The sequence below is a fragment of the Streptomyces sp. NPDC005799 genome, assembly GCF_040630525.1.
GTDB lineage: Bacteria > Actinomycetota > Actinomycetes > Streptomycetales > Streptomycetaceae > Streptomyces > Streptomyces griseorubiginosus_B.
The window spans coordinates 62,414-82,055 of the sequence record NZ_JBEXXQ010000032.1 but is presented as its reverse complement, the minus strand read 5'-3'; the positions used below and the strand labels follow the sequence as shown (position 1 = coordinate 82,055).

Below are 19,642 nucleotides of genomic sequence, written 5' to 3'. Positions count from 1 at the left end.
GATTTCCATCCAACATCTCGCGGACCCGCCGCATCTCCCAGGTGTACGACGACGCGAACCGCGTCGCCACCAGACAGGAGATGAGATGTTCGACCACCACCAAGCAGCCGGCAAGAGGTTCTCGCGTCGCGGTCGTACGGCAGGAGTGGCAGCCACCGCCGGTGCCGCCCTGATCGCGCTCGTCATCGGCACGCATCCCGCCGCCGCGGGCGTCGGCAGCGGTGCTCCGAACCGGTCGGCGGCCGCGCCTGCCGCCGCTGTCGCCGAACCCGGGCTCGGCTCCGGCGACCTGATGCAGAGTGAGGACTTCTTCCAGTCGGGTCTGTCGCCGGTCGGCGCGAGGGTGGGCCTGACCGGGAAGCAAGCCCTCTCGGCGTGCTCCGGCGAGGAGACGATGCGAACGCTGACCAGGGGGAAGGGTGTCGCCTATGCCGAGGTCGCCTGGGCCTTCGACAGCAAGGGCACCTCGCTGACCGAGTCCGTGACCGCCTCTTCCACCGGCACGTCGGCGGTGTCCTACGAGCGGCAGCTCAACAAGCTGGTGCGCGGCTGCCAGGACGAGCCGGCGGGTCACTGGTACTACGGCACGGCGCATGCGATCACCGTGAGGGGCGGCAAGGGCAGCTGGTACCCGGCCTACGGCGGCAACGGCAAGGTCGCCGGTGGTGTCGCGGTGATCCGCAGCGGCAACAGGGTCGGCATCGTCGAACTCTCCGGCCAGCCCAGCGATGACGCCGGCTACATGGAAGGCATCGCGGCGGCTGCCATCAACCGGCTGAGCGACTGATCCGCCTGCGCGGCGGCCCGCGTCCTGGTGGCCGGCCCGCACCGACGCCGACACCGACCGCACCGACCGCACCGACCGCACGTACAGCCTGTCGGCCGTCCTACTTGCTGACGGCGAAACGCATCAGGGAGTGCTCGTCGCCCTGCTTGATCTTGCCCGTCGTGTTGATCACTTCGAGCTTCCAACTGCCCCCGGTCCGCACCGCCTTGGCCACGGCGCAGCCGTTGTCCTGGGTGAGCAGACTCGGCCAGATGTCGGCGACCTGTTGCGAGCTGCCCCCGGTCGCGTCGTAGACCTTGAAGCTGATGTTGCGCGCCTTCTGGAAGGAGCTCCCCTTCTTGTACGCGGCGGCGACGAACACGATCGACGTGATGTTGGGCGGGATCCGCGCGAACTCGACGGTCACCGTTTCGTCGTCGCCGTCGCCGTGCCCGGTCTGGTTGTCGCCGCTGTGGACCAACGAGCCGTTGCCCATGGGGTCGAGCGAGTCCAGGCCCGCGAGGCGCACCGGGTCCCCGCCCTGCAGGGCGATGGCGATCAGGTCGAGGTCGGTGCCGCTCTTGCGGCGCAGCTTGCCCAGTACTCCGCCGCTGCTGCCGGCGGTGGGATCCCAGGAGACGCCGATGGACAGATGGGTCACTCCGTCCAGGTCTGCCGGGCCGTCTTCCTTGGTGAGCGTGATCATGGATGGCGCATCCTCGTGTCGAAGGGACTACAACACGCAGAGTGTGCCCGGCGCCTTCGTGGTTCCGCGTATCGGGCCCGAAGTGCGCGGAGGCACGCGCTCGGCTGTTTCGGGGCCCCGGGGTCAGGCCCAGCAGCCGTTGACGGTCGCGGCGAGGCCGTCCAGGGCGTCCTTGATGTCGCCGGGGTTGGCGGTGGAGCCGTTCTCGACGAAGGAGAAGATCTTCAGGCGCCCGTCCTGCGCCTTCGTCATGCCGCTCAGCGCGATGGCACCGGTGAGGGTGCCGGTCTTGGCGCTGACCTTTCCCACAGCGCACTTGGAGTCCGCCGTGTCGAACCTTCCCCACTCGGGGCCGAGGGTGGCGCCCGCCTCGCCCGCGACGGGCAGTCCCTCAGCGATGTACCGCAGGGTGTGGCCGTAGCGGGGGTCGGTGGTCAGGTCGAGGATGTCGGCCAGGGTCCGTGCCGGGATCCGGGTGGCGCGGGAGAGCCCACTGCCGTCGTACATCTCGAAGTTCTCCAGTGAGACGCCGTACCGCCGGCTGAGCACGTCCCGTACGACCGCGGCACCGTTGTCGAAGGTGGCCTGGCGGCCGGCGCCGAGCGCGGTCATCCGCAGCAGCGTCTCGGCGATGTTGTTGTCGCTCACCTTGAGCATGTGCTCCACGATCCCGGACAGCTTCCCGGACCGGTGCTGGGCCACGGGGACGTCCCCCGGCCCGGCCACACCGTGGGTGACGTCTCCGGTGACGGTGACTCCCTGCTGGGTGAGGAGGCCCGCGAAGACGTGGCCCGCGTCCAGCGAGGTGTCCATGACGGCGTGTCCGTCCACCACCAGGGCCCGTACCGGCGCGACCTCGTCCGGGTAGTAGCCGGAGTTCCAGCCGTTGGCGAGCGTGGGCTCGGGGAAGAGGCTGTCGTCGACCTTGACCTTCACCGACGTGAGGCCCGCGCTCTTCAGTCCCGCGACCGCGGTCTTCGCCAGGGCCTGCAGATCACCGGTGGTCAGGGTACGGTCGCCGCCGCCGACCAGGGTGAGCGTGCCGTCGCCGTAGACCACCTTGGTGGTGAACCGGTGGTCGGGGCCGAGCACCGTCAGCGCGGCGGTGGAGGTGGCGAGCTTGGTGTTGGACGCGGGCATCAGCGCGGTCGTGGCGTCGTGCCCCCAGACCACCTTGTCGGACTCGGCGTCGATCACGACACCGCTGAGCGTGCTGCCCAGACGTGCGTCCACGGTACGGGTGTTGAGGTTGTCCGCGATCTTCTGCTCGGCGGGGTCGAGTTCGGTCGCGGTCGCCCTGGGCACGGCCTTGTCGGCGGCGAAGGCGGACGGACCGGCCAGGATCGACCCCGCGATCGGGGCGGTCGCCGCGGCCAGGAGTGCTCGGCGGACCGACGGGCTCATGGCTCTGGGCTTGCGGTGACGGCCGCCGGAAGCGTCGATGGACGAGGTGATTCGGGGCATGTGGGGGATACCTCGATGCTGGTTCGAACGACGAACCGGAGAAGGGACGTTGAAAGCGCAAGCTATCCGGTCGGCGAAAACCACGGCCGAGTTTTCGGTGAATCTCATGGGTGACGGACGCCACGCCACCAGCGGCGGGCTGCATCACCGTCGGAGGGCCACCACGGCTGAGGCGCCTCGCGGCCCGAGACGGGTCGGCGGGGGCGGTGGCGGCGGCCAACCGCCGCTCCGGCCGCCCGGGAACACCGCGCCCGCCTTCGCCGCCGTCCGGCCTACACGGCGCCGGCGGCCGCTGTTCAGGCCGGTCCGGTCACTGAAGGTGGAGGCGGCTGAGGGCGGTGGTCCAGTCGGTGACTATCGCCTGCTGGGCGGCGGCGAGGGTGATCCGGCCGGCGCAGACCGCGGTGTGGAGTTTGGTCTCCACCGGGTCCTTCTTGTTGTTGATCCCCTGGCTCGCCTTGTGGTGGGGGTCGGCCGGTTCGACCCAGAGGTTGCGGGGGTCGTTGGGGTCGCCGCCGAGCTGGAGGCTTATGAGGTGGTCGTACTCGCCCTCCGACAGGCCGCCGGTGTAGTCGTAGGAGGCGGCGTTGAGCTTCTTCTCCTTGCCGGTGACGTACGCGGAGGGCCGCACGCCCGAGGTGTATCCGCCCTTGCGGCATATCGTCGACTTGAGGTTCGCCTGCGTGACGGCCGGGGATATCGCGCCCGGGGTGCACTTGGGGTCCTCCAGCGGCTCCCCGTGCTCGTAGCGGTAGTGGCAGGTGCCCGGCGCCGGTTGCCGCTGGACGGTGTAGTGCTTCTGGGGGCCCGCCCCCACCGCTATCGCCCGTCCCGAGCCGGTCGTACCGGCCGCTCCCCCCGCGGGGCTGCCGCTCCCCGACGGGGCCGAGGTGCCGAGCGAGGGGGACTTGCATCCGGCCAGCAGCAGACAGGCGAGGACGACGGGCGGCACGAGACGGCGGACGGAAGGCATGACGACCCCTCAGAGGCAGGCGATGACTGAGCAGATACTCCCCCACCGGGTCACGGCCCTACCGCGCGGGGCACGGCTCTTGAGCGGGTCTTGGGGCGATCAGGCCGTGTGGTCGCGGCGGAGGACCCCCGCCTCCGTCGCCGCATGGCCGGTGGTGCCCAGGACGACGACCTGGAAGGCCGCGCCGATGTAGGCGGTGACGAAGCGGGAGATCCTGCGGGTGCTGCTGCGCATGCGGGTTGCCTGCCTTCCGGTTGCGTGGACTGGCGTACGGCTGCTCGGGGTCGGTCACCAGGTGACGGCGTCGTCCATCGACTGCTGCCAGTACGTCACCTTGATCGAGTCGTCGATGTGGACGCCCTTGGCCGGCAGTGCGGGGTGGGCGGGGGCGCCGACGTTCCCGGAGAGGGAGCGGCCGTAGAAGTAGACGGTCAGGGAGTTCGCGGTGCGGCCCTTCCCGCCGCTGCCGTCGGCGGCGGACAGGCTGACGGCCGCGTATCCGGACTGGCCCGGCTCGAGCGTGACGACCGCCTGGGGCTGTGACGCGTCGATGACCGGCGGCTCGGACTGGGCGTCGGTGAACTGGACGCTCGGGTAGCCGTAGAGGAAGCAGGTCTTGCTGCCGGTGTTGGTCACGGTGAGCAGCATGTGGTTCACGGGGCGGTTCAGCGGGGCCGCGACCGTCTTGGTGTTGGACCCCTCGCAGGTGACCGTCTTGCCGGAGGAGGCCGGCGCCTTCGGGGCGGAGGTGCGCGCGGTCTGCTTCGAACCGCCGGTGGTCGAACCGGCACCCGTGGAGCCCGTGGAGCCTGAGGCGCCGGTGGAGCCGGTGGCGCCCTGGGAGGTCGTCGTGCCCGTCGAACCCGTGGAGCCGGAGTCCGCGCCCGGCGAGGCCGTCCCCGTCGCGGTGCTCCTGGAGGTGGTCGTCGCCGCGCCCTCGTCGTGGGCGCCCGTTCCGTCGTTGCACGCGGTCAGGGAGAGCGCGGCGAGAACGGTGGTCGCGGCGACGGCTGCGAGACGGGTGCGGGAGGTACGGAGAGCGGTCATGTCGCTGTGCCCCTTCGGTGTTTCGGGTGGCGGTGGTGACTGGATGACCGAAGCTTGTGAGGTGATCCGTCCCAACCGCCACGTCCGGCCGGGAGTTGGGGACGCTGGAATGCCGAAACGCGGGATGAGCAGGGCAAACGCGCGTGCCCTGGAACGGGTGAATGGGACGTGGGGACTGCCGGGAACGGGTGCCCGGGGGCTCTCAGGGGCGTTCGCCCAGCTGCAGAACGCCGGCCGCGGAGAAGCACGCGGCGCCGAGGAGGGTGCCCCAGTCGGCGATGCCGGCGTTGATCAGACTGCCGGTGGCCGGGCGGGTGTAGGCGACGATCGCCGAGACCATGAAGAGGGCGGAGCCGAGCTGGTTCACGGCGACGATCCACCAGCCGAGGCTGCGGCGTCGCAGGCAGGGCCGGCCGCGGTGGCAGATCTCGACGAAGGCGAGGTGGCCGGAGATCAGGAACAGCACACAGCCGATCATGTCCGGGGCCCAGACCAGCCGGTTGATCTGCTGGACGCTCAGCCCCCTGAGGAAGGAGTCCAGCAGGTCCACGGCGAACACCAGCGTGCCGGCGAAGAGGACGAACGCGCTCAGCCAGTCCACCCGCCCCGGCTCGTAGCTCCACCAGCGCCAGTGGCGGGTGACCAGGCGCCCTTCGCCGCCGGGCACGTGCCGGGGGGCGTTGACGACCTGGAGCAGGGAGACGTATCCGCCGGTGTTGAAGAACAGGCCGCCGGCGAAGTAGATCGAGGCGCAGGTGGTGGCGTCGCCGGAGCCGAACTGCGCCACACCCGCACCGGCCGCGAAGAGCGCGCCGCCGATGATGAAAGCGGTCGCGGCGACGGCGTTGAGCCTGCGCAGCCGGCCGAGTGCGAGAGCGTCACCCTTGATCTCGCGGCCGGCCGGTGCGCCGGACGGCCGGACCGCGATGGTGCCGCGGCGCCGGGCGGGCCGTGACTCCCAGACGGCGGTGCCGCCGCCGGGCGGCTGCCAGGTGAGCCGGGTGGTGAACGGCCCGGCGCCCTCCGCGCGTTGGTCGGTGGACGTCATGCGGGCGGGAGGGCGGCGATGCCGCCCTCTTCCTCGGGACTGATCGGGTGGCGCCGCTTGCCGCCGCGCCACCACATGAGCCGGCCGTAGGTGGCCATGACGACGAGCGCGGCGCCGACGACGACGTACACGCTCAGCACGACGAGCGGCTGGGTGACGGCGTTGCCGTGGAGGTACTGCCAGAAGGCCGGCAGACAGGCGGTGCCGTTGACTCCGCCGGTGGCGGGGTTGCCGAAGAAGACGACGATGACGACGGTGAGCAGGGAGGCGATGATCGCGTAACAGGTGAGGCTGAGGAGGCGGCGGGCGGCCGCGGCACCGGTGCGCTGCATGGCGAGGGTGGAGCCCAGACAGCCGGCCACGAGGAGGACGCACACCGCGATGCCGGGGACCACGCCGAGGTGCGTGCCCGCGGCCCTGGCGGCCTGTTCGTGGAAGGCCGGCATCTGACCGGGGAGGTCGCGGGTCACCACCTCGCGCTGGGCCGACACATACGTGGTGACCATGATCGTGGTCATGATGAGGGCGATCGGCAGTCCGGTGATCAGTGCCCGCCAGGACGGAGGTCTCGGCTCCTGCTCGTCGCGTGCGTCGCTCATGAAGCGGAGCTAAGCACACATAAGGGTCAGTTCGATCAGTTCGATTGGTTCCATCGGTGGTTTCTCCGGGGGCGGTCCACGGGTGGAGTACGTCCGGTGTCGGGCCTCCGGTGTCGCTCGTAGCCTCCGAAGAGACCTGGCAGGACAACGCGAGAGGTGCGATCGGTGGCTCTGCACAACACTCAGGAAAGGGCCGTCGACCCGGCCGCCGACATCTTCACGTCACCGATCAGCGAGCAGCCCCTGAGCAAACGGGCCATGCCGGAGCTGCCGGCCCTGCCGCACGTCGTCTTCCAGCTGCTGCGCGGCGAACTGCTCCTCGACGGCAACGCGGCGCAAAACCTCGCGACCTTCTGCACCACCTGGACCGACGACGAGGTCCGGCGCCTGATGGACCTGTGCCTCGACAAGAACATCGTCGACAAGGACGAGTACCCGCAGACGGCGGAGATCGAGTCCCGGTGCGTCAACATCCTCGCCGACCTGTGGCACGCGCCCGGTCGCGATGAGGGGACCGAGCCCGCCGTGGGATGCTCCACCACCGGCTCCAGCGAGGCCGCCATGCTCTGCGGTCTGGCCCTGAAATGGCGCTGGCGCGAGCGCCGTCGGGCCGCCGGTCTGCCCACCGACCGGCCGAACCTGGTGTGCGGGCCGGTGCAGGTGTGCTGGGAGAAGTTCGCCCGCTACTTCGACGTGGAGCTGCGCCAGGTGCCGGTGGAGCCGGGCGCGACCGGCCTGCAGGCCCATCAGCTGCGCGAGTACGTCGACGAGAACACGATCGGCGTCGTGGCGATCCTCGGAGTGACCTACACCTGCACCTACGAACCCGTCGCGGAGATCGCGGCCGAACTCGACCGTATGCAGCAGGAGAAGGGCCTCGACGTTCCCCTGCACATCGACGCGGCGTCCGGCGGTTTCATCGCCCCCTTCCTCCACCCCGACCTGGAATGGGACTTCCGCCTGCCCCGGGTCGCCTCCATCAACGCCTCCGGGCACAAGTACGGCATGGCCCCGCTCGGCGTGGGCTGGGCCCTGTGGCGCGACAAGGCGGCCCTGCCCGGGGACCTGGTCTTCCACGTCGACTACCTCGGCGGCGACATGCCCACGCTCGCCCTGAACTTCTCCCGCCCCGGCGGCCAGGTCGTCGCCCAGTACTACATGTTCCTGCGCCTGGGCCGCGAGGGGTACCGGCTCGTGTACCAGGCCTGCGCCGACACGGCGCAGCACTTCGCCCGCCAGGTCGCCGGCATGGGCCCCTTCACGCTGCTCTACGACGGCGCCGGGGCGCTCCCGGCCGTCTCCTGGACGCTGACCGACCCGGCCTCGGTGGGCTGGAGCCTGTACGACCTGTCCGACCAGCTGCGTATGCGCGGCTGGCAGGTCCCGTCGTACCCGCTGCCGCCCGACCGTCAGGAGACCGTCATCCAGCGCGTGCTCGTGCGCCATGGCGTGGACCGTGACGAGATCGAACTCCTGGCCGAGGACATGCGCCGGGCGATCGAGCGCCTCGACAAGGGGCACCCGCACGACTCCGCGCGCGTCGGCTTCCACCACTGACCGCTGCCGCCGGAAGCACGGACCCCGGGCCGATGGCCCGGGGTCCGTCATGTTTCCTCAGCTCATCCGACCCGTTATTGCACAGCTGTGACGGCGGGCGCACAGCTCCGTCATGCCCCGGGGGGAGACTTCTGCCATCGCGCAGAGCGGCAAGCCGAGCGGACCGTCCCGGTCCCGGGGGCGGCGGGCGGTTCCCGCGCGTCCGTCGCCGCAGCGTCGTTCACATTCCTGGGGGAACCGATGTCCGCTCGTAACCGCCGCAGCTCCACAGCCCTCGTCACCGCGGGGGTCGCCGCACTGCTCGCCCTGAGCGGCGCGGCCGCCACCGCGATGGCCGCCGAGTCCTCCGGCCGCGAGGCCAGGGGCAGCGCCGCGATGGTCGCCGCGGCCGCGTCGACCCACACCCTCAGCGTGCCCAGGGGTCTCACCATCAGTGACGGCACCCGGCACGTCGTGATCGGCGGCAGGTCGATCGACTTCGGCACGGTCGTCCGTGACCTGGCCTGGAACCCGAGCGGCACCAAGGCCGCCTTCATCGACGGTCACGGCAACCTGGTCGTCTCCGACCCCGATGGCAGCCACCGGGTGACCGTCGCCGTCCACCCGGGCGGACAGACCTGGTCCCACCCCACCTGGCAGGTCGCCGCGGCGGACCGGACGAACGGCATCCCCGCGAAGAACAACATCATCTTCTCCGCCAAGATCCACGGCAGCACCGTACTCGAGCGCGTCAAGGCCACCAGCGATCACGGCAAGCCGGCGAAGCTCGGCCTGAACGGCGAACCGGGCGAGGGCGGCCTCCCGCAGACGAACAACACCTGGCCCAACGCCGGCGGGTCGTACGGCACGTCCGTCTACGAGAACACCCACACCGGCGAGGTCTACATCCGCGACGACTACCTGCGTCAGCAGGGCGGTGCGCTGGCCAAGGGCTCCGAGCCCGCGCTCTCCCCCGGCGAGGAGGAGGTCGTCTTCGTGCGCTCCGTCGGCGGCCACGACCATCTCTTCGTCGACGACCTGGGCGCCGGCACCAACGCCGCCAAGGACATCACCCCGCACGCCACCACCGACTACACCGAGCCCGCCTGGTCACCGAACGGCAAGACCATCGCCTTCCGCACCCCCACCGGCACCTACACGGTGACCAGGACCGCCCACGGTTTCGGCAAGCCGGTCAAGGCCAGCACGCACACCGGCCTGCCGGCCTACCGCGGCTGACCGCCGCCCGACCGGCCTGCCGAGCGGGCGAGTTCGGCCCGCAGCTCCTCCAGGTGCTGATCGGCCGTGTCATGCGGCAGGTACTCGACCACGTCGAGGAAGCGGAACAGGACCCGGGAAGGGGTGACGGCGAACTCGTAGTCGGCGAACCCCACCACGGCACCCAGCTCACCACGGACGGCGCCCCGGACGACATGCTCGGTCATGTCGTCCGGGGTCTGTGCGCTCAGCCCCCGCCGGGCGTTGGGGCGGGCCAGGTACGGGCAGACCATCGAGGCGTAGAGCATGCACGCGCGGTGCCCCGGAGCCTCCAGCGTCGCCGCCATGTTGCGGTACGGCCGCCCGGCCGCGAGCGCCTCACGGATCGCGGAGCTCTCGACGGCGCCGACCACTCGCCACACCGGGCCCTTGGGAATCAGCGTGTCGCACACCGAGCACAGACGCCGCCGTGCGCACTCGGCGCTGCGCCCGTGGTCGGTGAGTGCGAACTGGGGCTCCTCGCCCTCCCACGGGGTGATGGCGGGGACCGGATAGCCACGGCTGTCACGAGGCCTGGCCTCGACGCTCGCCGGCATGGGAACGGAGTCGAATCGCACACCTCATGTTCAACCACACGACCGCCCCGCCGCGACGGTTGCCGGGCAACAGCCGTGCAACCGTGCGCACGCTCACCGCTCCCGGTCAGGCCGACTGCGGCACAGGCGTCCTGAAGCGGTGGGAGGGGACCTCCGGCAGGACGCGTCGGGTCAGGGCGGCGAGGGTCGCGCCGGGGCCGATGTCGAGGAACGCGGTGGCGCCCCGTTCCTCGTGCAGGACGTGGAGGGTGTCCGCCCAGCGCACCGGGCCGACGAGCTGGCGGGCGCACAGGTCGCCCCAGTGCTCGCCTCCCCGGTGGGCGCGGGCGTCGACGTTGGCCACCACGGGGAGCGTGCCGGCCGTGAAGTCCGTCAGGTCCAGGGCCCGGCGCAGGGGCGCGCCGGCGGGCTCCATGTACGGGCTGTGGCAGGCGGCGGTGACCGGCAGGACGCTGTAGCGCAGGCCGGCCCCGGCCGCCCGGCCTGCGGTGGCCTCCACGGCCGTACGACTGCCGGCGATCACCGTCTGCTGGGGACTGTTGTGGTTGGCCACCCACAACTCGCAGCCGTCCCGGCGGGCCTCCTCCACCAGCTCCGTGACCTGCCGCAGGTCGCCGCCCATCACGGCGGCCATCGCCCCGGGCCGCTGCCGGGCCGCCTCGGCCATGGCTCGGCCCCGCTCGCCCACCAGCCGGGCGCCGTCCGTCACCGACAGCACCCCGGCGGCCACCAGCGCCGTGTACTCCCCGAGGCTGTGCCCGGCGAGGGCCACCACCCCGGCGGACGGATCCTGCCGGCGGAACTCCGACCAGGCCAGCAGGGAGGCGGTGAACACCGAGATCTGCGCGTGGTCGGTGCGCGACAGCGTTTCCTGGTCGGCCGTCAGCAGCAGTTCGGCGACGTCGAAGCCGGACGCCCGGGACACGGAGTCGACGAGTTCCCAGGACTCCGTCCCCCGCCACGGCTCCCCCATACCGGGGCGCTGCACCCCCTGACCGGGGAACAGGACGGCGTACCGCGGCCCGGCGGTGGATCCCTCAACGTGCGCGACCATGATCTGCCCCTTCGAGATTCCGACGAACGGTCACAGGACATCGTCCGAGGAGGCCGCTCAAGTTCCGGCCCGCGTTCTCCTCGCTTTTCGCTCAAGGCACGGAAAAGAGGCGGGCGGCTTTTTCACGTCTTGAGTCAGGCATTGTCCGGGGCCCCGAACCCTGTCTGCGGGCGGCCTTCCCGAGGGCGTCCGGATGGGAGGACAAGGCATGACCACCGTGGTCGAGAAACCCCCGGCGCACAGCCCGGTGCCGCCTGCCGAGTCGGCGCCCGAGCGTCCCGACAGCATGCATGTGCGGGTGGAGGAGCTGCGCCGGCTGCGGGCCGGGGTGCAGGCCGGTCCCGGGCAGCGCGCCACCGAGGCGCAGCACGCCCGCGGCAAGCTCACCGCCCGCGAGCGGATCGGACTCCTGCTGGACGAGGGGTCGTTCACCGAGCTGGAGCCGCTGCGCCGGCACCGCGCGACCGGATTCGGCCTGGAGCACAAGCGGCCGCACACCGACGGTGTCGTCACCGGCTGGGGCACCGTCGAGGGCCGTCAGGTCTTCGTCTACGCGCACGACTTCCGCATCTTCGGCGGCGCCCTCGGCGAGTCGCACGCGGCGAAGATCCACAAGCTGATGGACCTGGCGGAGGCGTCCGGCGCCCCGCTGGTGAGCCTCTGCGACGGCGCCGGCGCCCGCATCCAGGAAGGGGTGACCGCGCTCGCCGGATACGGCGGCATCTTCAGCCGCAACGCCCGCGCCTCGGGCGTCATCCCGCAGATCAGCGTGATCCTCGGCCCGTGCGCCGGCGGCGCGGCCTACTCGCCGGCGCTGACCGACTTCACCTTCATGGTCCGGGGCGTGTCGCAGATGTTCATCACCGGCCCGGACGTCGTGCGGGCGGTCACCGGTGAGCGGGTGAGCATGGACGAACTGGGCGGCGCCGACGTGCACGCCTCGGTGTCCGGGGTGGCCGCGTTCGCCTACGACGACGAGGCGAGTTGTCTGGAGGACGTACGGTACCTGCTGTCCTATCTGCCCTCCAACAACCGGCAGGCCGCGCCCGCGCTGCCCTGCGACGACCCGGCGGACCGGCGCACCGACCGGCTCGCCGACCTCGTACCGTCCGATCCCACGCGCGGCTACGACGTACGGGAGGTCATCGAGGAGATCGTCGACCACGGCGAGTACTTCGAGACGCACCCCTCCTGGGCCGGCAACGTGGTGTGCGCGCTGGCCCGGATCGACGGGCACGTGGTCGGTGTCGTCGCCAACCAGCCCCTCGCCAGCGCCGGAGTGCTGGACATCAGGGCCAGCGAGAAGGCCGCCCGGTTCGTGTCCCTGTGCGACGCCTTCAACATCCCGCTGGTCACCATGCTGGACGTGCCCGGCTTCCTGCCCGGCGTGGACCAGGAGCACAACGGGATCATCCGGCACGGCGCCAAGCTGCTGTACGCGTACTGCAACGCCACCGTCCCCCGCATCCAGCTGATCCTGCGCAAGGCGTACGGCGGTGCCTACATCGTCATGGACTCCCGCTCGGTCGGCGCGGACCTGTCCTTCGCCTGGCCCACCAACGAGGTGGCGGTGATGGGCGCCGAGGGCGCGGCCGGCGTCATCTTCCGGCGGCAGATCGCCGACGCCGAGGACCCCGCGGCGATGCGCGAGCGGATGGTCGAGGAGTACCGGACGGAGCTGATGCACCCGTACTACGCGGCGGAACGCGGTCTGGTCGACGACGTGGTCGAACCGGGTGAGACGCGCGCCGTGCTGGCCCGTTCGCTGGCCATGCTGCGCACCAAGCACCGGGCGCTGCCGCAGCGCAAGCACGGGATCACCCCGCTGTGAACGCCGACGTGTTGCGCGAGGCCGCCTTCCGTGTGGTGCGCGGCGACCCCACGCCCGACGAACTGGGCGCCCTGGTGGCCGTGTTGAGCATTCTGCGGGCTCGCGCCGAGGCCGCCGACGGCACTGCCGCCGAGCCCCGCGCCCCTCGCGCGAGCTGGGACCTGGCCGGCAACGGCTATTGCGGTCCGCTCGCCTGGGTGGCCCGGCGGGCAGCCCCTTGAGTTCGCTTTTAGTGAGCGCTTTGCCACCCCCCTGGACCATGAAATCAAGCGAGAGAAAAGGGAATTGAATCCCATGACCTCCACCGAGAAGAAGACCTGCCTGCCGGGTGCCGCGCATCTCGAATTCATGCGCACCGTGGACCGTTCTCTGCTGCACCGCTGGGCGCTTTCCGAGGTGTTCCTCACCGATGCCCGCCAGACCGGCGAGGAGGAGTACCTCGCCGCCGCCCAACTCCCCCCGCTGCACGCCTACTACACCGAGCACACCTCACGGCTCGGCAGCCCCGACCCCATGCTGCTGCTGGAGTGCTGCCGGCAGGCCGAGACCTACGGCGGCCACGAGTACGCCGGGGTCTCGCGCAAGAGCAAGTTCCTGCTGCGGTCCTGGTCGATGGAGCTGCCCGGACTGCTCACCCTCCCGCACGAGGAGCGGCCCGGCGAACTGCGGATCTCGGTGCGCACGAGCAACCGCCGCGGCACGCCCGGCGATGTGCGCCGGCTGTCCTTCGGCATCGACATGAAGCTCGCCCAGCGCTGCCTCGGCTTCGTGCGCATGGACGTCGGCTACATCCCCGCCGAGGTCTACGACACGGTCCGGCTGCGGGGCCGCGGCAGGCCGCTGGTGCCGTTCCAGGACCTGCCCCGCCAGACCTCGTACGTCGCCCCGCACCTGGTCGGCCGCAGCGACCCGGCGAACGTCGTGCTCGCCGACGCCACCGTGGGCAGCGACAACGCCTCCGCGACCGTACGGGTCCCGCTGGACAACCGCAGCATGTTCGACCACGGCCAGGACCACGTACCCGGCATGGTGCTCATGGAGGCGGGCCGCCAGCTGTGCCTGCTCGGCGTGTCGGACCTGTGGGGCGCCTCGGTCAGTCGCAGCACGGTCGCCGGCTTCGAGTTCTCCTTCACCCGGTACGCCGAGCTGGACTCCCCGACGACCGTGCACATCCGCAAGACCGAGCCGTACGCGCACGAGGACAACCTCAGCCTGATGCTGCCGGACCTCAGGACCTTCCACATCGACTTCGAACAGGACGGCGACGTCATCGCCTCCGGGCAGATGCACACCACCACCGCGTCCACGGGCGTCCCGCTCCTCGACGGCGAGGAGTGCGTATGACCCCCGACGGCATATGGCTCGCGCCGGCCGAATGGCTGCCGCCCACCGCCGAGAAGACGGCGGACGCGCTGGCCGCCGGCCGGGTGAGCGCCGACGAGGCGGATGCCATGGGCTACGGGCAACTGCCCGTCTCCGCGGACCTGTCGGCCCCCGAGATGGCGGTGCGCGCCGCCCGGCGCGCCCTGTCCCGGTCCGGCCGCCCGGCCGGTGACCTCGACGGGGTCCTGCACGCCTGGACCTACTACCAGGGCCACGACTTCTGGTCGCCCGCGCACTACGTGGCCGCGGGGGCCGGCGCCCTGGACGCCGTCCCGACCGGTGTGCAGCAGATGTGCAACGGCGCGGCGGCTGCCCTGCGCGCCGCGGCCCACCAGCTCGCCGCGCACCCGGGCGGCGGTCCCGTCCTGGTCACCACCGCCGACCGCTTCGCCCCGCCGGGCTTCGACCGGTGGGGCGGGGACTACGGCGTCTGGTACGGCGACGGCGCCACCGCGGCCGTCGTCGGCACCGGGCCCGCCCCGGACGGCGCGCTGGCCCTGCACGCCCTGCACACCCGGGCGGCGCCCGAGCTGGAGAGCGCGCACCGTGACACCGACGCCTTCCACCCGGCACCGCACACCCGCAGTACGTCCGTGGACGTCCGCCGGACCAAGAAGGCGTTCCTCACCGAGCACGGCAGGGAGCGGTTCCTGGCACGGTTGCGGCACGAGACCACGGCCGTCCTGGCCGACGCGCTGACCGAGGCCGGCGTCGGCACCGGCGGGCGGCGCCTGAGCGCCGTACTGCTGCCGCGGCTCGGCCGGGCCACCGCACGGGAGGTGTACGGCCCCGCCGTCGCCGCGGTCACCGACGCGCCCCTGGCCGACCTGGGCGAGCGCACCGGCCATCTCGGTGCCGGGGACCTGCTGTCCAACCTGGCCGCCCTGACCTCGGACACCGGGCCGCACCGTCTCGAACGCGGCGCGTACGCGGCCGTGTTGAGCGCGGGTGCGGGGTTCACGTGGAGCGCGGTCGTGGTGCGACGGACCTGAACCGCCCGGCACGCGCCCCCCATTCAGTCTTCTTTCGTCATCTTTGATCTTCTTTCGTCTCCTTGTGAAAGGCACTGTCATGACGTTCCCTCAGCGCGAGGGTCCCGGTGAGCGGCGTCCCGTCCTCGTCGTGGGCGCGGGCCCCGTGGGACTCGTACTCGCCACCGAACTGCTCGCGCAGGGTGTTGCGGTCCGGCTGGTCGACCACTCGGCCGCCGGTCCCCTCCAGCACTCCCGGGCCAGCGTGGTCTGGCCGCGCAGCCTGGAACTGCTCGGCCGGATCGGCGCCTCCGAGCCGCTGATCGAGCTGGGCAACCGGCTGGACTCGGTGCAGTACTACTCCGACAAGCGGCATCTCGGCGCCATCGAGATGAGCCGGCTCGCCGACACGCCGTACCCCTTCGGCGTGGTCGTCCCGCAGGACACCACCGAGGAGGTGATCCGCACCCGACTGGCCGCGTACGGCGGCGAGATCGAGTTCGGCTCCCTCACCGGGCTCGACACCTCGGGCCCCCGGCCGGTCGCCGAGGTGCGGCGGGCCGACGGCACCGTCGAACAGATCGAGGCGGAGTACGTGATCGGCGCGGACGGCGCGCACAGCGCGGTGCGCCGCCTCGCCGGGATCGAGCTGCTGGGCTCCGGAAACGACGTGCTCTTCGCCATCGGTGACGGCCCCGTCGCCGGCGACCTGGACCAGCACGCGCTGGTGTACTGCTACTCCCGCTCCGGCGCCCTGGGGATCGCGCCCTTCGGCGGCGGGGTGTACCGGCTCGCCATCAGCGTGCCGGACTGGCGGGAGGAACAGGGGCCGCCGCCCCAGCTGTTCCAGCGGTTCCTCGACGAGCGCTCACCTCGGCCCGGCATCGTGGGCGAGCTGGACTGGTCCACCATCTTCCGGGCCCGGCGCCGGGTGGCCGAGACCATGCGAGCGGGGCGGGTCTTCCTCGCGGGCGACGCGGCGCACGTGTTCAGCGCGGCCGGCGCGCAGGGCATGAACACCGGCATCCAGGACGCGGTCAACCTCGCCTGGAAGCTGGCCGGGGTGGTCCGGGGCGCCTTCGAGCCGGGGATCCTCGACACCTACGACAGCGACCGGCATCTGGCGGCGGAGCGCATCGTGCTGACCACCGCCAAGCAGACCAGCTGGGGGCTGTTCAAGCGGCGCCACGAACTCGCCCTGCGCGACGCCACCGTACGGCTGGCCCACCGGACCGGGGTGCTGCAGCGGTTCGGCGCCCCGCTGATGGCACAGCACGACGTGAGCTACCGGCCGGCCGAGTCCCTGCGCGACACCCTGCCGGGGCTGACCCGCCGCATCCACGTCGGCGACCGGCTGCCGGTGTTCGCCGCGCACGACGACCCCCAGCCGGGCGCCGAACGCTGGCCCTCGATCGACCCGGGCCGGCTGACCCTGCTGCTGTGGGCCGGTGAACGCCAGGACGCCGCCTGGCTGTCCGCGCGGGAGTCCGTGACGGCGGCCGTGCCCGACGACGTCCCGGTACGGGACATCTCCGCCTGGCCGGGCTTCGCCCCTCTGCTCGGCACCGCCCCGAGGGCCCTCGCGGTCCGCCCCGACGGCCACGTGGCGGCGATCGTCGCCCCGGAACCGACAGCGGTCCGTACCGCCCTGCGCAGGGCGGGGAGCAGCTTCCGGACGGCGGCCCCCGGGACGGCCCTGCGGGCGGTCGGCCCCTCCGCTCCGGCGGGCGGCGCGGCAGCGGGCACCTCGAGTGCCCCCGCCGCGCCCGAGCCTCACTCCCGCCACGGCGGGACCGAGGAGCTGGCCTCATGAGCCGCGCCGCGGTGTTGTGCGGGCTGGGCGGGGCGCTGCCGGAAAGGGTCGTCTCCAACGAGGAGTTGGCGCGGCGGCTCGACACCTCCGACCGGTGGATCCGGACCCGTACCGGGATCGGACGGCGGCATGTCGTCGCGCCGGGTGAGGCCACCTCCGACCTCGCGGTGGCTGCCGGACGGGACGCCCTCGCCTCGGCCCGCCGTACCGACGTGGACCTGGTGGTGCTGGCGACCAGCACGCCCGACCGGCCGTGCCCGGCCACCGCCCCGGACGTCGCCCACCGGCTCGGGCTGGGCACGGTGCCCGCCTTCGACGTGTCGGCCGTGTGCACGGGGTTCGTGTACGCGCTCACCACCGCGTCCTCCATGATCACCGCCGGGGTGGCCGAACGGGCCCTGGTGATCGGGGCGGACACCTTCTCCACCATCCTCGACCCGGCCGACCGCACCACCCGGGCCATCTTCGGCGACGGGGCCGGAGCCGTGGTGCTGCGGGCGGGCGAGCCGGACGAGCCCGGCCCGCTGCTCGGCTTCGACCTCGGCAGCGACGGCTCCGGCGCCGATCTGATCACCGTGCGCGCCGGAGGCTCCCGGCAGCGCTCGACGCCCGAACCCCCGGGCACCGGGGACCACTTCTTCACCATGGACGGCCGCCCCGTCTTCACCCGGGCCGTGCTGGACATGAGCCGTTCCTCGCAGACCCTGCTCGACCGGATCGGCTGGAGCCCCGCCGAGGTCGACAAGGTCGTGGCGCACCAGGCCAACATCCGCATCCTCAACGCCGTCGGCGAGCAACTCGGCCTGGAGGAGAAGCAGATCGTGGCCAACCTCGACCGGGTCGGGAACACCGTCGCCGCCTCGATCCCGCTCGCCCTGCGCGACGCCGCCGCCGAGGGCGAGCTGCGGCCCGGCCACCGCGTCCTCGTCACCGGCTTCGGCGGCGGCCTCACCTGGGGCTCGGCCGCACTGGTCTGGCCGGACCTCGAAACCCACTGACCGCACCCGGAACACCCGGAACCGAGAACCGGGATCACCGAACACCCAGCACCGAAAGGAAACTCACCATGAGCACTCCCGTCGTCCTGAACCAGGAGTCCCTCAAGCACCGCGTCTCCGCCCTGATCAGCGAGAAGTTCGGCCTCGACGAGGCGGAGCTGCTCTCCGGCGTCACCTTCGACGAGCTGGAGATCGACTCCCTGATCCTCGTGGAACTGAGCCTCATCCTGCGCAAGGAGATGGACATCGTCCTGCAGGAGGGCGAGCTGAAGTCCTCCTTCACCCTCGACGAGGCCGTCGCCGTGATCCGCGCGAAGGCGGAGCAGGCGTGAGCGGCGTGGCCCGGGGCCGCGGTGTCGCGGTCACCGGTATGGGCCTGGTCACTCCGGCCGGCATCGGGGTGGAGGAGAACTGGCGGCGCGTGCTGTCGGGCGTCTCCGCCGCGGCCACCGACCCGGAGCTGAAGGGCGAGAAGGTCGACATCTCCTGCCGGGTCCCCGGCTTCGACCCCACGGCCCAGCTGGGCCGGCGCACCGCCTGGAAGCTGGACCGCTTCACCCAACTAGCCGTGGTCGGCGCCCGGCAGGCGGTCGCCGACTCCGGCCTGGACACCGGCTCCTGGGACTGCACCCGGGTGGGTGTGGTCATCGGCAACTCGCTGGGCGGCGCGTCCACGCTGGAGAAGCAGCTGCGCACCTACTCCGAGGGCACCCCCGAGGACGTGTCGGCGCTGATGATCCCCATGAGCATGGTCAACATGGTCGCCGGATACGTCGCGATGGACCTGCGCATCCACGGCCCCAGCCTGGTCACGGCGACCGCGTGCGCGTCGGGGGCGTCCGCGATCGGTACGGCCCGCGAATGGCTGCTGTCGGGGCTGTGCGACGTGGTCCTGGCCGGCGGGACCGAGTCGGCGATCAGCCCCGGCACGCTCAACGGGCTGTCCCGGATGGGCGCCCTGTCCGGCCGTACGGACGAACCGGCCGCGGCGTCCCGGCCGTTCGCGGCGGACCGGGACGGCTTCGTGGCCGGCGAGGGCGCGGCGATCCTCGTCCTGGAGCGGTGCGAGGACGCCACCGCCCGCGGTGCCCGGCGCTACGCGGACATCGCCGGGTTCAGCGCCACGTCCGACGCGCACCACGCCACCGCCCCGCATCCGCAGGGCGAGGGTCTGGCCCGGGCGCTCAGGGCGGCGCTGGACGACGCCGGCGTGCTCCCCGACGAAGTGGAGCACGTCAACGCGCACGGCACCTCCACCCCGATGAACGACCTCACGGAGGCCCGTGCCCTGTACTCGGTGCTCGGCGACCGTGCTGCGGTGACCTCCACCAAGGGCGTCACCGGCCACACCCTCGCCGCAGCGGGTGCCGTCGAGGCGGCGTACACCGCGCTGGCGCTGTACCACGGAGCCATGCCGCCCACCGCGAACGTGCGGTCGCTGGACCCCGCGATCGACGTCGACATCGACGTGGTCACCGGCGCGGCGCGGCACCGGCGGATGAGCGTCGCCGCGAGCACCTCGCTGGGGTTCGGCGGACACAACGCCGCCCTGGTCCTCACCGCCGCGGCCTGACGGGGCCGGGGTGACAGCACCCCGGCCCCCCGACTCCCCCGACTCCCCTCAACTTCCCTCGACAGG

At 72.0% G+C, this 19,642-nt stretch carries 20 protein-coding genes; 11 read left to right on the top strand and 9 right to left on the bottom strand.

The genetic code is table 11. The features are described 5' to 3' along the window. The first annotated feature begins 85 nt into the window (after positions 1-85). Complete coding sequence (locus tag ABZ453_RS28965; protein ID WP_359019250.1) at positions 86-787, top strand: hypothetical protein; 702 nt, start codon at positions 86-88, stop codon at positions 785-787. Positions 788-887: 100 nt separating this feature from the next. On the opposite strand, the gene ABZ453_RS28960 is transcribed toward ABZ453_RS28965, so the two are convergent. From ABZ453_RS28960 to ABZ453_RS28930, 7 genes are all read right to left on the bottom strand, one after another. After that, positions 888-1,472 (bottom strand): TerD family protein, encoded by a 585-nt coding sequence (locus tag ABZ453_RS28960; RefSeq protein ID WP_359019249.1) that lies wholly within the window; start codon positions 1,470-1,472, stop codon positions 888-890. 123 nt (positions 1,473-1,595) lie between these two features. Continuing rightward, positions 1,596-2,876 carry a D-alanyl-D-alanine carboxypeptidase/D-alanyl-D-alanine-endopeptidase gene (gene dacB, locus ABZ453_RS28955; RefSeq protein WP_359019328.1) on the bottom strand — a complete coding sequence of 427 codons (1,281 nt, stop codon included), beginning with the start codon at positions 2,874-2,876 and terminating at the stop codon, positions 1,596-1,598. A 370-nt stretch (positions 2,877-3,246) separates the two neighbouring features. Next, entirely contained in the window at positions 3,247-3,909 is a 663-nt protein-coding gene (locus ABZ453_RS28950; protein ID WP_359019247.1) for a hypothetical protein, read from the bottom strand. Positions 3,910-4,008: 99 nt separating this feature from the next. After that, the gene (locus ABZ453_RS28945) at positions 4,009-4,143 is read right to left on the bottom strand and encodes a hypothetical protein (RefSeq protein ID WP_356771578.1); all 135 of its coding nucleotides are present in this window, start codon (positions 4,141-4,143) and stop codon (positions 4,009-4,011) included. 54 nt (positions 4,144-4,197) lie between these two features. Beyond that, entirely contained in the window at positions 4,198-4,956 is a 759-nt protein-coding gene (locus ABZ453_RS28940) for a DUF4232 domain-containing protein (protein ID WP_359019245.1), read from the bottom strand. A 202-nt stretch (positions 4,957-5,158) separates the two neighbouring features. Continuing rightward, entirely contained in the window at positions 5,159-6,004 is an 846-nt protein-coding gene (locus ABZ453_RS28935) for a hypothetical protein (RefSeq protein ID WP_359019243.1), read from the bottom strand. Then, positions 6,001-6,603, bottom strand: a complete 603-nt coding sequence (locus ABZ453_RS28930) for a hypothetical protein (RefSeq protein WP_359019241.1) — start codon at positions 6,601-6,603, stop codon at positions 6,001-6,003. Before ABZ453_RS28930 ends, ABZ453_RS28935 begins: the two co-directional genes overlap by 4 nt. Before the next feature lie 171 nt (positions 6,604-6,774). On the opposite strand from ABZ453_RS28930, the gene ABZ453_RS28925 reads away from it, so the two are divergent. Together ABZ453_RS28925 and ABZ453_RS28920 are read left to right on the top strand one after the other, a co-directional pair. Further along, positions 6,775-8,160 carry a glutamate decarboxylase gene (locus ABZ453_RS28925; protein ID WP_359019326.1) on the top strand — a complete coding sequence of 462 codons (1,386 nt, stop codon included), beginning with the start codon at positions 6,775-6,777 and terminating at the stop codon, positions 8,158-8,160. 240 nt (positions 8,161-8,400) lie between these two features. Next, on the top strand, positions 8,401-9,378 hold the full coding sequence (locus tag ABZ453_RS28920; protein WP_359019239.1) for a hypothetical protein: 978 nt from the start codon (positions 8,401-8,403) through the stop codon (positions 9,376-9,378). Here ABZ453_RS28920 and ABZ453_RS28915 read toward each other — a convergent pair. Further along, a complete protein-coding gene (locus tag ABZ453_RS28915) occupies positions 9,366-9,953 on the bottom strand; it encodes a hypothetical protein (RefSeq protein WP_359019237.1) in 588 nt (195 codons plus the stop codon). The two genes, ABZ453_RS28920 and ABZ453_RS28915, sit on opposite strands and share 13 nt — an antisense overlap. A gap of 106 nt (positions 9,954-10,059) precedes the next feature. Next, positions 10,060-11,007 (bottom strand): ACP S-malonyltransferase, encoded by a 948-nt coding sequence (locus ABZ453_RS28910; RefSeq protein ID WP_359019235.1) that lies wholly within the window; start codon positions 11,005-11,007, stop codon positions 10,060-10,062. A 286-nt stretch (positions 11,008-11,293) separates the two neighbouring features. Here ABZ453_RS28910 and ABZ453_RS28905 point away from each other — a divergent pair, with 286 nt between their 5' ends. The 8 genes from ABZ453_RS28905 to ABZ453_RS28870 all read left to right on the top strand — a co-directional run bounded on the left by ABZ453_RS28905 (position 11,294) and on the right by ABZ453_RS28870 (position 19,576). Further along, on the top strand, positions 11,294-12,838 hold the full coding sequence (locus ABZ453_RS28905; RefSeq protein WP_359019324.1) for an acyl-CoA carboxylase subunit beta: 1,545 nt from the start codon (positions 11,294-11,296) through the stop codon (positions 12,836-12,838). Positions 12,839-12,846: 8 nt separating this feature from the next. After that, complete coding sequence (locus ABZ453_RS28900; protein WP_359019233.1) at positions 12,847-13,059, top strand: acyl-CoA carboxylase subunit epsilon; 213 nt, start codon at positions 12,847-12,849, stop codon at positions 13,057-13,059. A 73-nt stretch (positions 13,060-13,132) separates the two neighbouring features. Beyond that, complete coding sequence (locus ABZ453_RS28895) at positions 13,133-14,182, top strand: AfsA-related hotdog domain-containing protein (RefSeq protein ID WP_359019231.1); 1,050 nt, start codon at positions 13,133-13,135, stop codon at positions 14,180-14,182. Then, positions 14,179-15,213 (top strand): 3-oxoacyl-ACP synthase, encoded by a 1,035-nt coding sequence (locus ABZ453_RS28890; RefSeq protein ID WP_359019229.1) that lies wholly within the window; start codon positions 14,179-14,181, stop codon positions 15,211-15,213. The genes ABZ453_RS28895 and ABZ453_RS28890 overlap by 4 nt, the downstream gene beginning before the upstream one ends. Positions 15,214-15,292: 79 nt before the next feature. Continuing rightward, positions 15,293-17,005 carry an FAD-dependent monooxygenase gene (locus ABZ453_RS28885; RefSeq protein ID WP_359019227.1) on the top strand — a complete coding sequence of 571 codons (1,713 nt, stop codon included), beginning with the start codon at positions 15,293-15,295 and terminating at the stop codon, positions 17,003-17,005. Further along, entirely contained in the window at positions 17,002-18,003 is a 1,002-nt protein-coding gene (locus tag ABZ453_RS28880; RefSeq protein WP_359019226.1) for a beta-ketoacyl-ACP synthase III, read from the top strand. The genes ABZ453_RS28885 and ABZ453_RS28880 overlap by 4 nt, the downstream gene beginning before the upstream one ends. 68 nt (positions 18,004-18,071) lie before the next feature. Further along, positions 18,072-18,335, top strand: a complete 264-nt coding sequence (locus ABZ453_RS28875; protein ID WP_133044096.1) for a phosphopantetheine-binding protein — start codon at positions 18,072-18,074, stop codon at positions 18,333-18,335. Beyond that, a complete protein-coding gene (locus tag ABZ453_RS28870; protein WP_359019223.1) occupies positions 18,332-19,576 on the top strand; it encodes a beta-ketoacyl-[acyl-carrier-protein] synthase family protein in 1,245 nt (414 codons plus the stop codon). Before ABZ453_RS28875 ends, ABZ453_RS28870 begins: the two co-directional genes overlap by 4 nt. The last annotated feature ends 66 nt before the right edge of the window (positions 19,577-19,642 follow it).

Bases quoted from the DNA above. Each gene is read 5' to 3' on its own strand.
- ABZ453_RS28965 (WP_359019250.1), top strand. From the start codon at position 86: ATGTTCGACCACCACCAAGCAGCCGGCAAGAGGTTCTCGCGTCGCGGT.
- ABZ453_RS28960 (WP_359019249.1), bottom strand. From the start codon at position 1,472: ATGATCACGCTCACCAAGGAAGACGGCCCGGCAGACCTGGACGGAGTG.
- dacB (WP_359019328.1), bottom strand. From the start codon at position 2,876: ATGAGCCCGTCGGTCCGCCGAGCACTCCTGGCCGCGGCGACCGCCCCG.
- ABZ453_RS28950 (WP_359019247.1), bottom strand. From the start codon at position 3,909: ATGCCTTCCGTCCGCCGTCTCGTGCCGCCCGTCGTCCTCGCCTGTCTG.
- ABZ453_RS28945 (WP_356771578.1), bottom strand. From the start codon at position 4,143: ATGCGCAGCAGCACCCGCAGGATCTCCCGCTTCGTCACCGCCTACATC.
- ABZ453_RS28940 (WP_359019245.1), bottom strand. From the start codon at position 4,956: ATGACCGCTCTCCGTACCTCCCGCACCCGTCTCGCAGCCGTCGCCGCG.
- ABZ453_RS28935 (WP_359019243.1), bottom strand. From the start codon at position 6,004: ATGACGTCCACCGACCAACGCGCGGAGGGCGCCGGGCCGTTCACCACC.
- ABZ453_RS28930 (WP_359019241.1), bottom strand. From the start codon at position 6,603: ATGAGCGACGCACGCGACGAGCAGGAGCCGAGACCTCCGTCCTGGCGG.
- ABZ453_RS28920 (WP_359019239.1), top strand. From the start codon at position 8,401: ATGTCCGCTCGTAACCGCCGCAGCTCCACAGCCCTCGTCACCGCGGGG.
- ABZ453_RS28915 (WP_359019237.1), bottom strand. From the start codon at position 9,953: ATGCCGGCGAGCGTCGAGGCCAGGCCTCGTGACAGCCGTGGCTATCCG.
- ABZ453_RS28910 (WP_359019235.1), bottom strand. From the start codon at position 11,007: ATGGTCGCGCACGTTGAGGGATCCACCGCCGGGCCGCGGTACGCCGTC.
- ABZ453_RS28905 (WP_359019324.1), top strand. From the start codon at position 11,294: ATGCATGTGCGGGTGGAGGAGCTGCGCCGGCTGCGGGCCGGGGTGCAG.
- ABZ453_RS28895 (WP_359019231.1), top strand. From the start codon at position 13,133: ATGACCTCCACCGAGAAGAAGACCTGCCTGCCGGGTGCCGCGCATCTC.
- ABZ453_RS28890 (WP_359019229.1), top strand. From the start codon at position 14,179: ATGACCCCCGACGGCATATGGCTCGCGCCGGCCGAATGGCTGCCGCCC.
- ABZ453_RS28885 (WP_359019227.1), top strand. From the start codon at position 15,293: ATGACGTTCCCTCAGCGCGAGGGTCCCGGTGAGCGGCGTCCCGTCCTC.
- ABZ453_RS28880 (WP_359019226.1), top strand. From the start codon at position 17,002: ATGAGCCGCGCCGCGGTGTTGTGCGGGCTGGGCGGGGCGCTGCCGGAA.
- ABZ453_RS28875 (WP_133044096.1), top strand. From the start codon at position 18,072: ATGAGCACTCCCGTCGTCCTGAACCAGGAGTCCCTCAAGCACCGCGTC.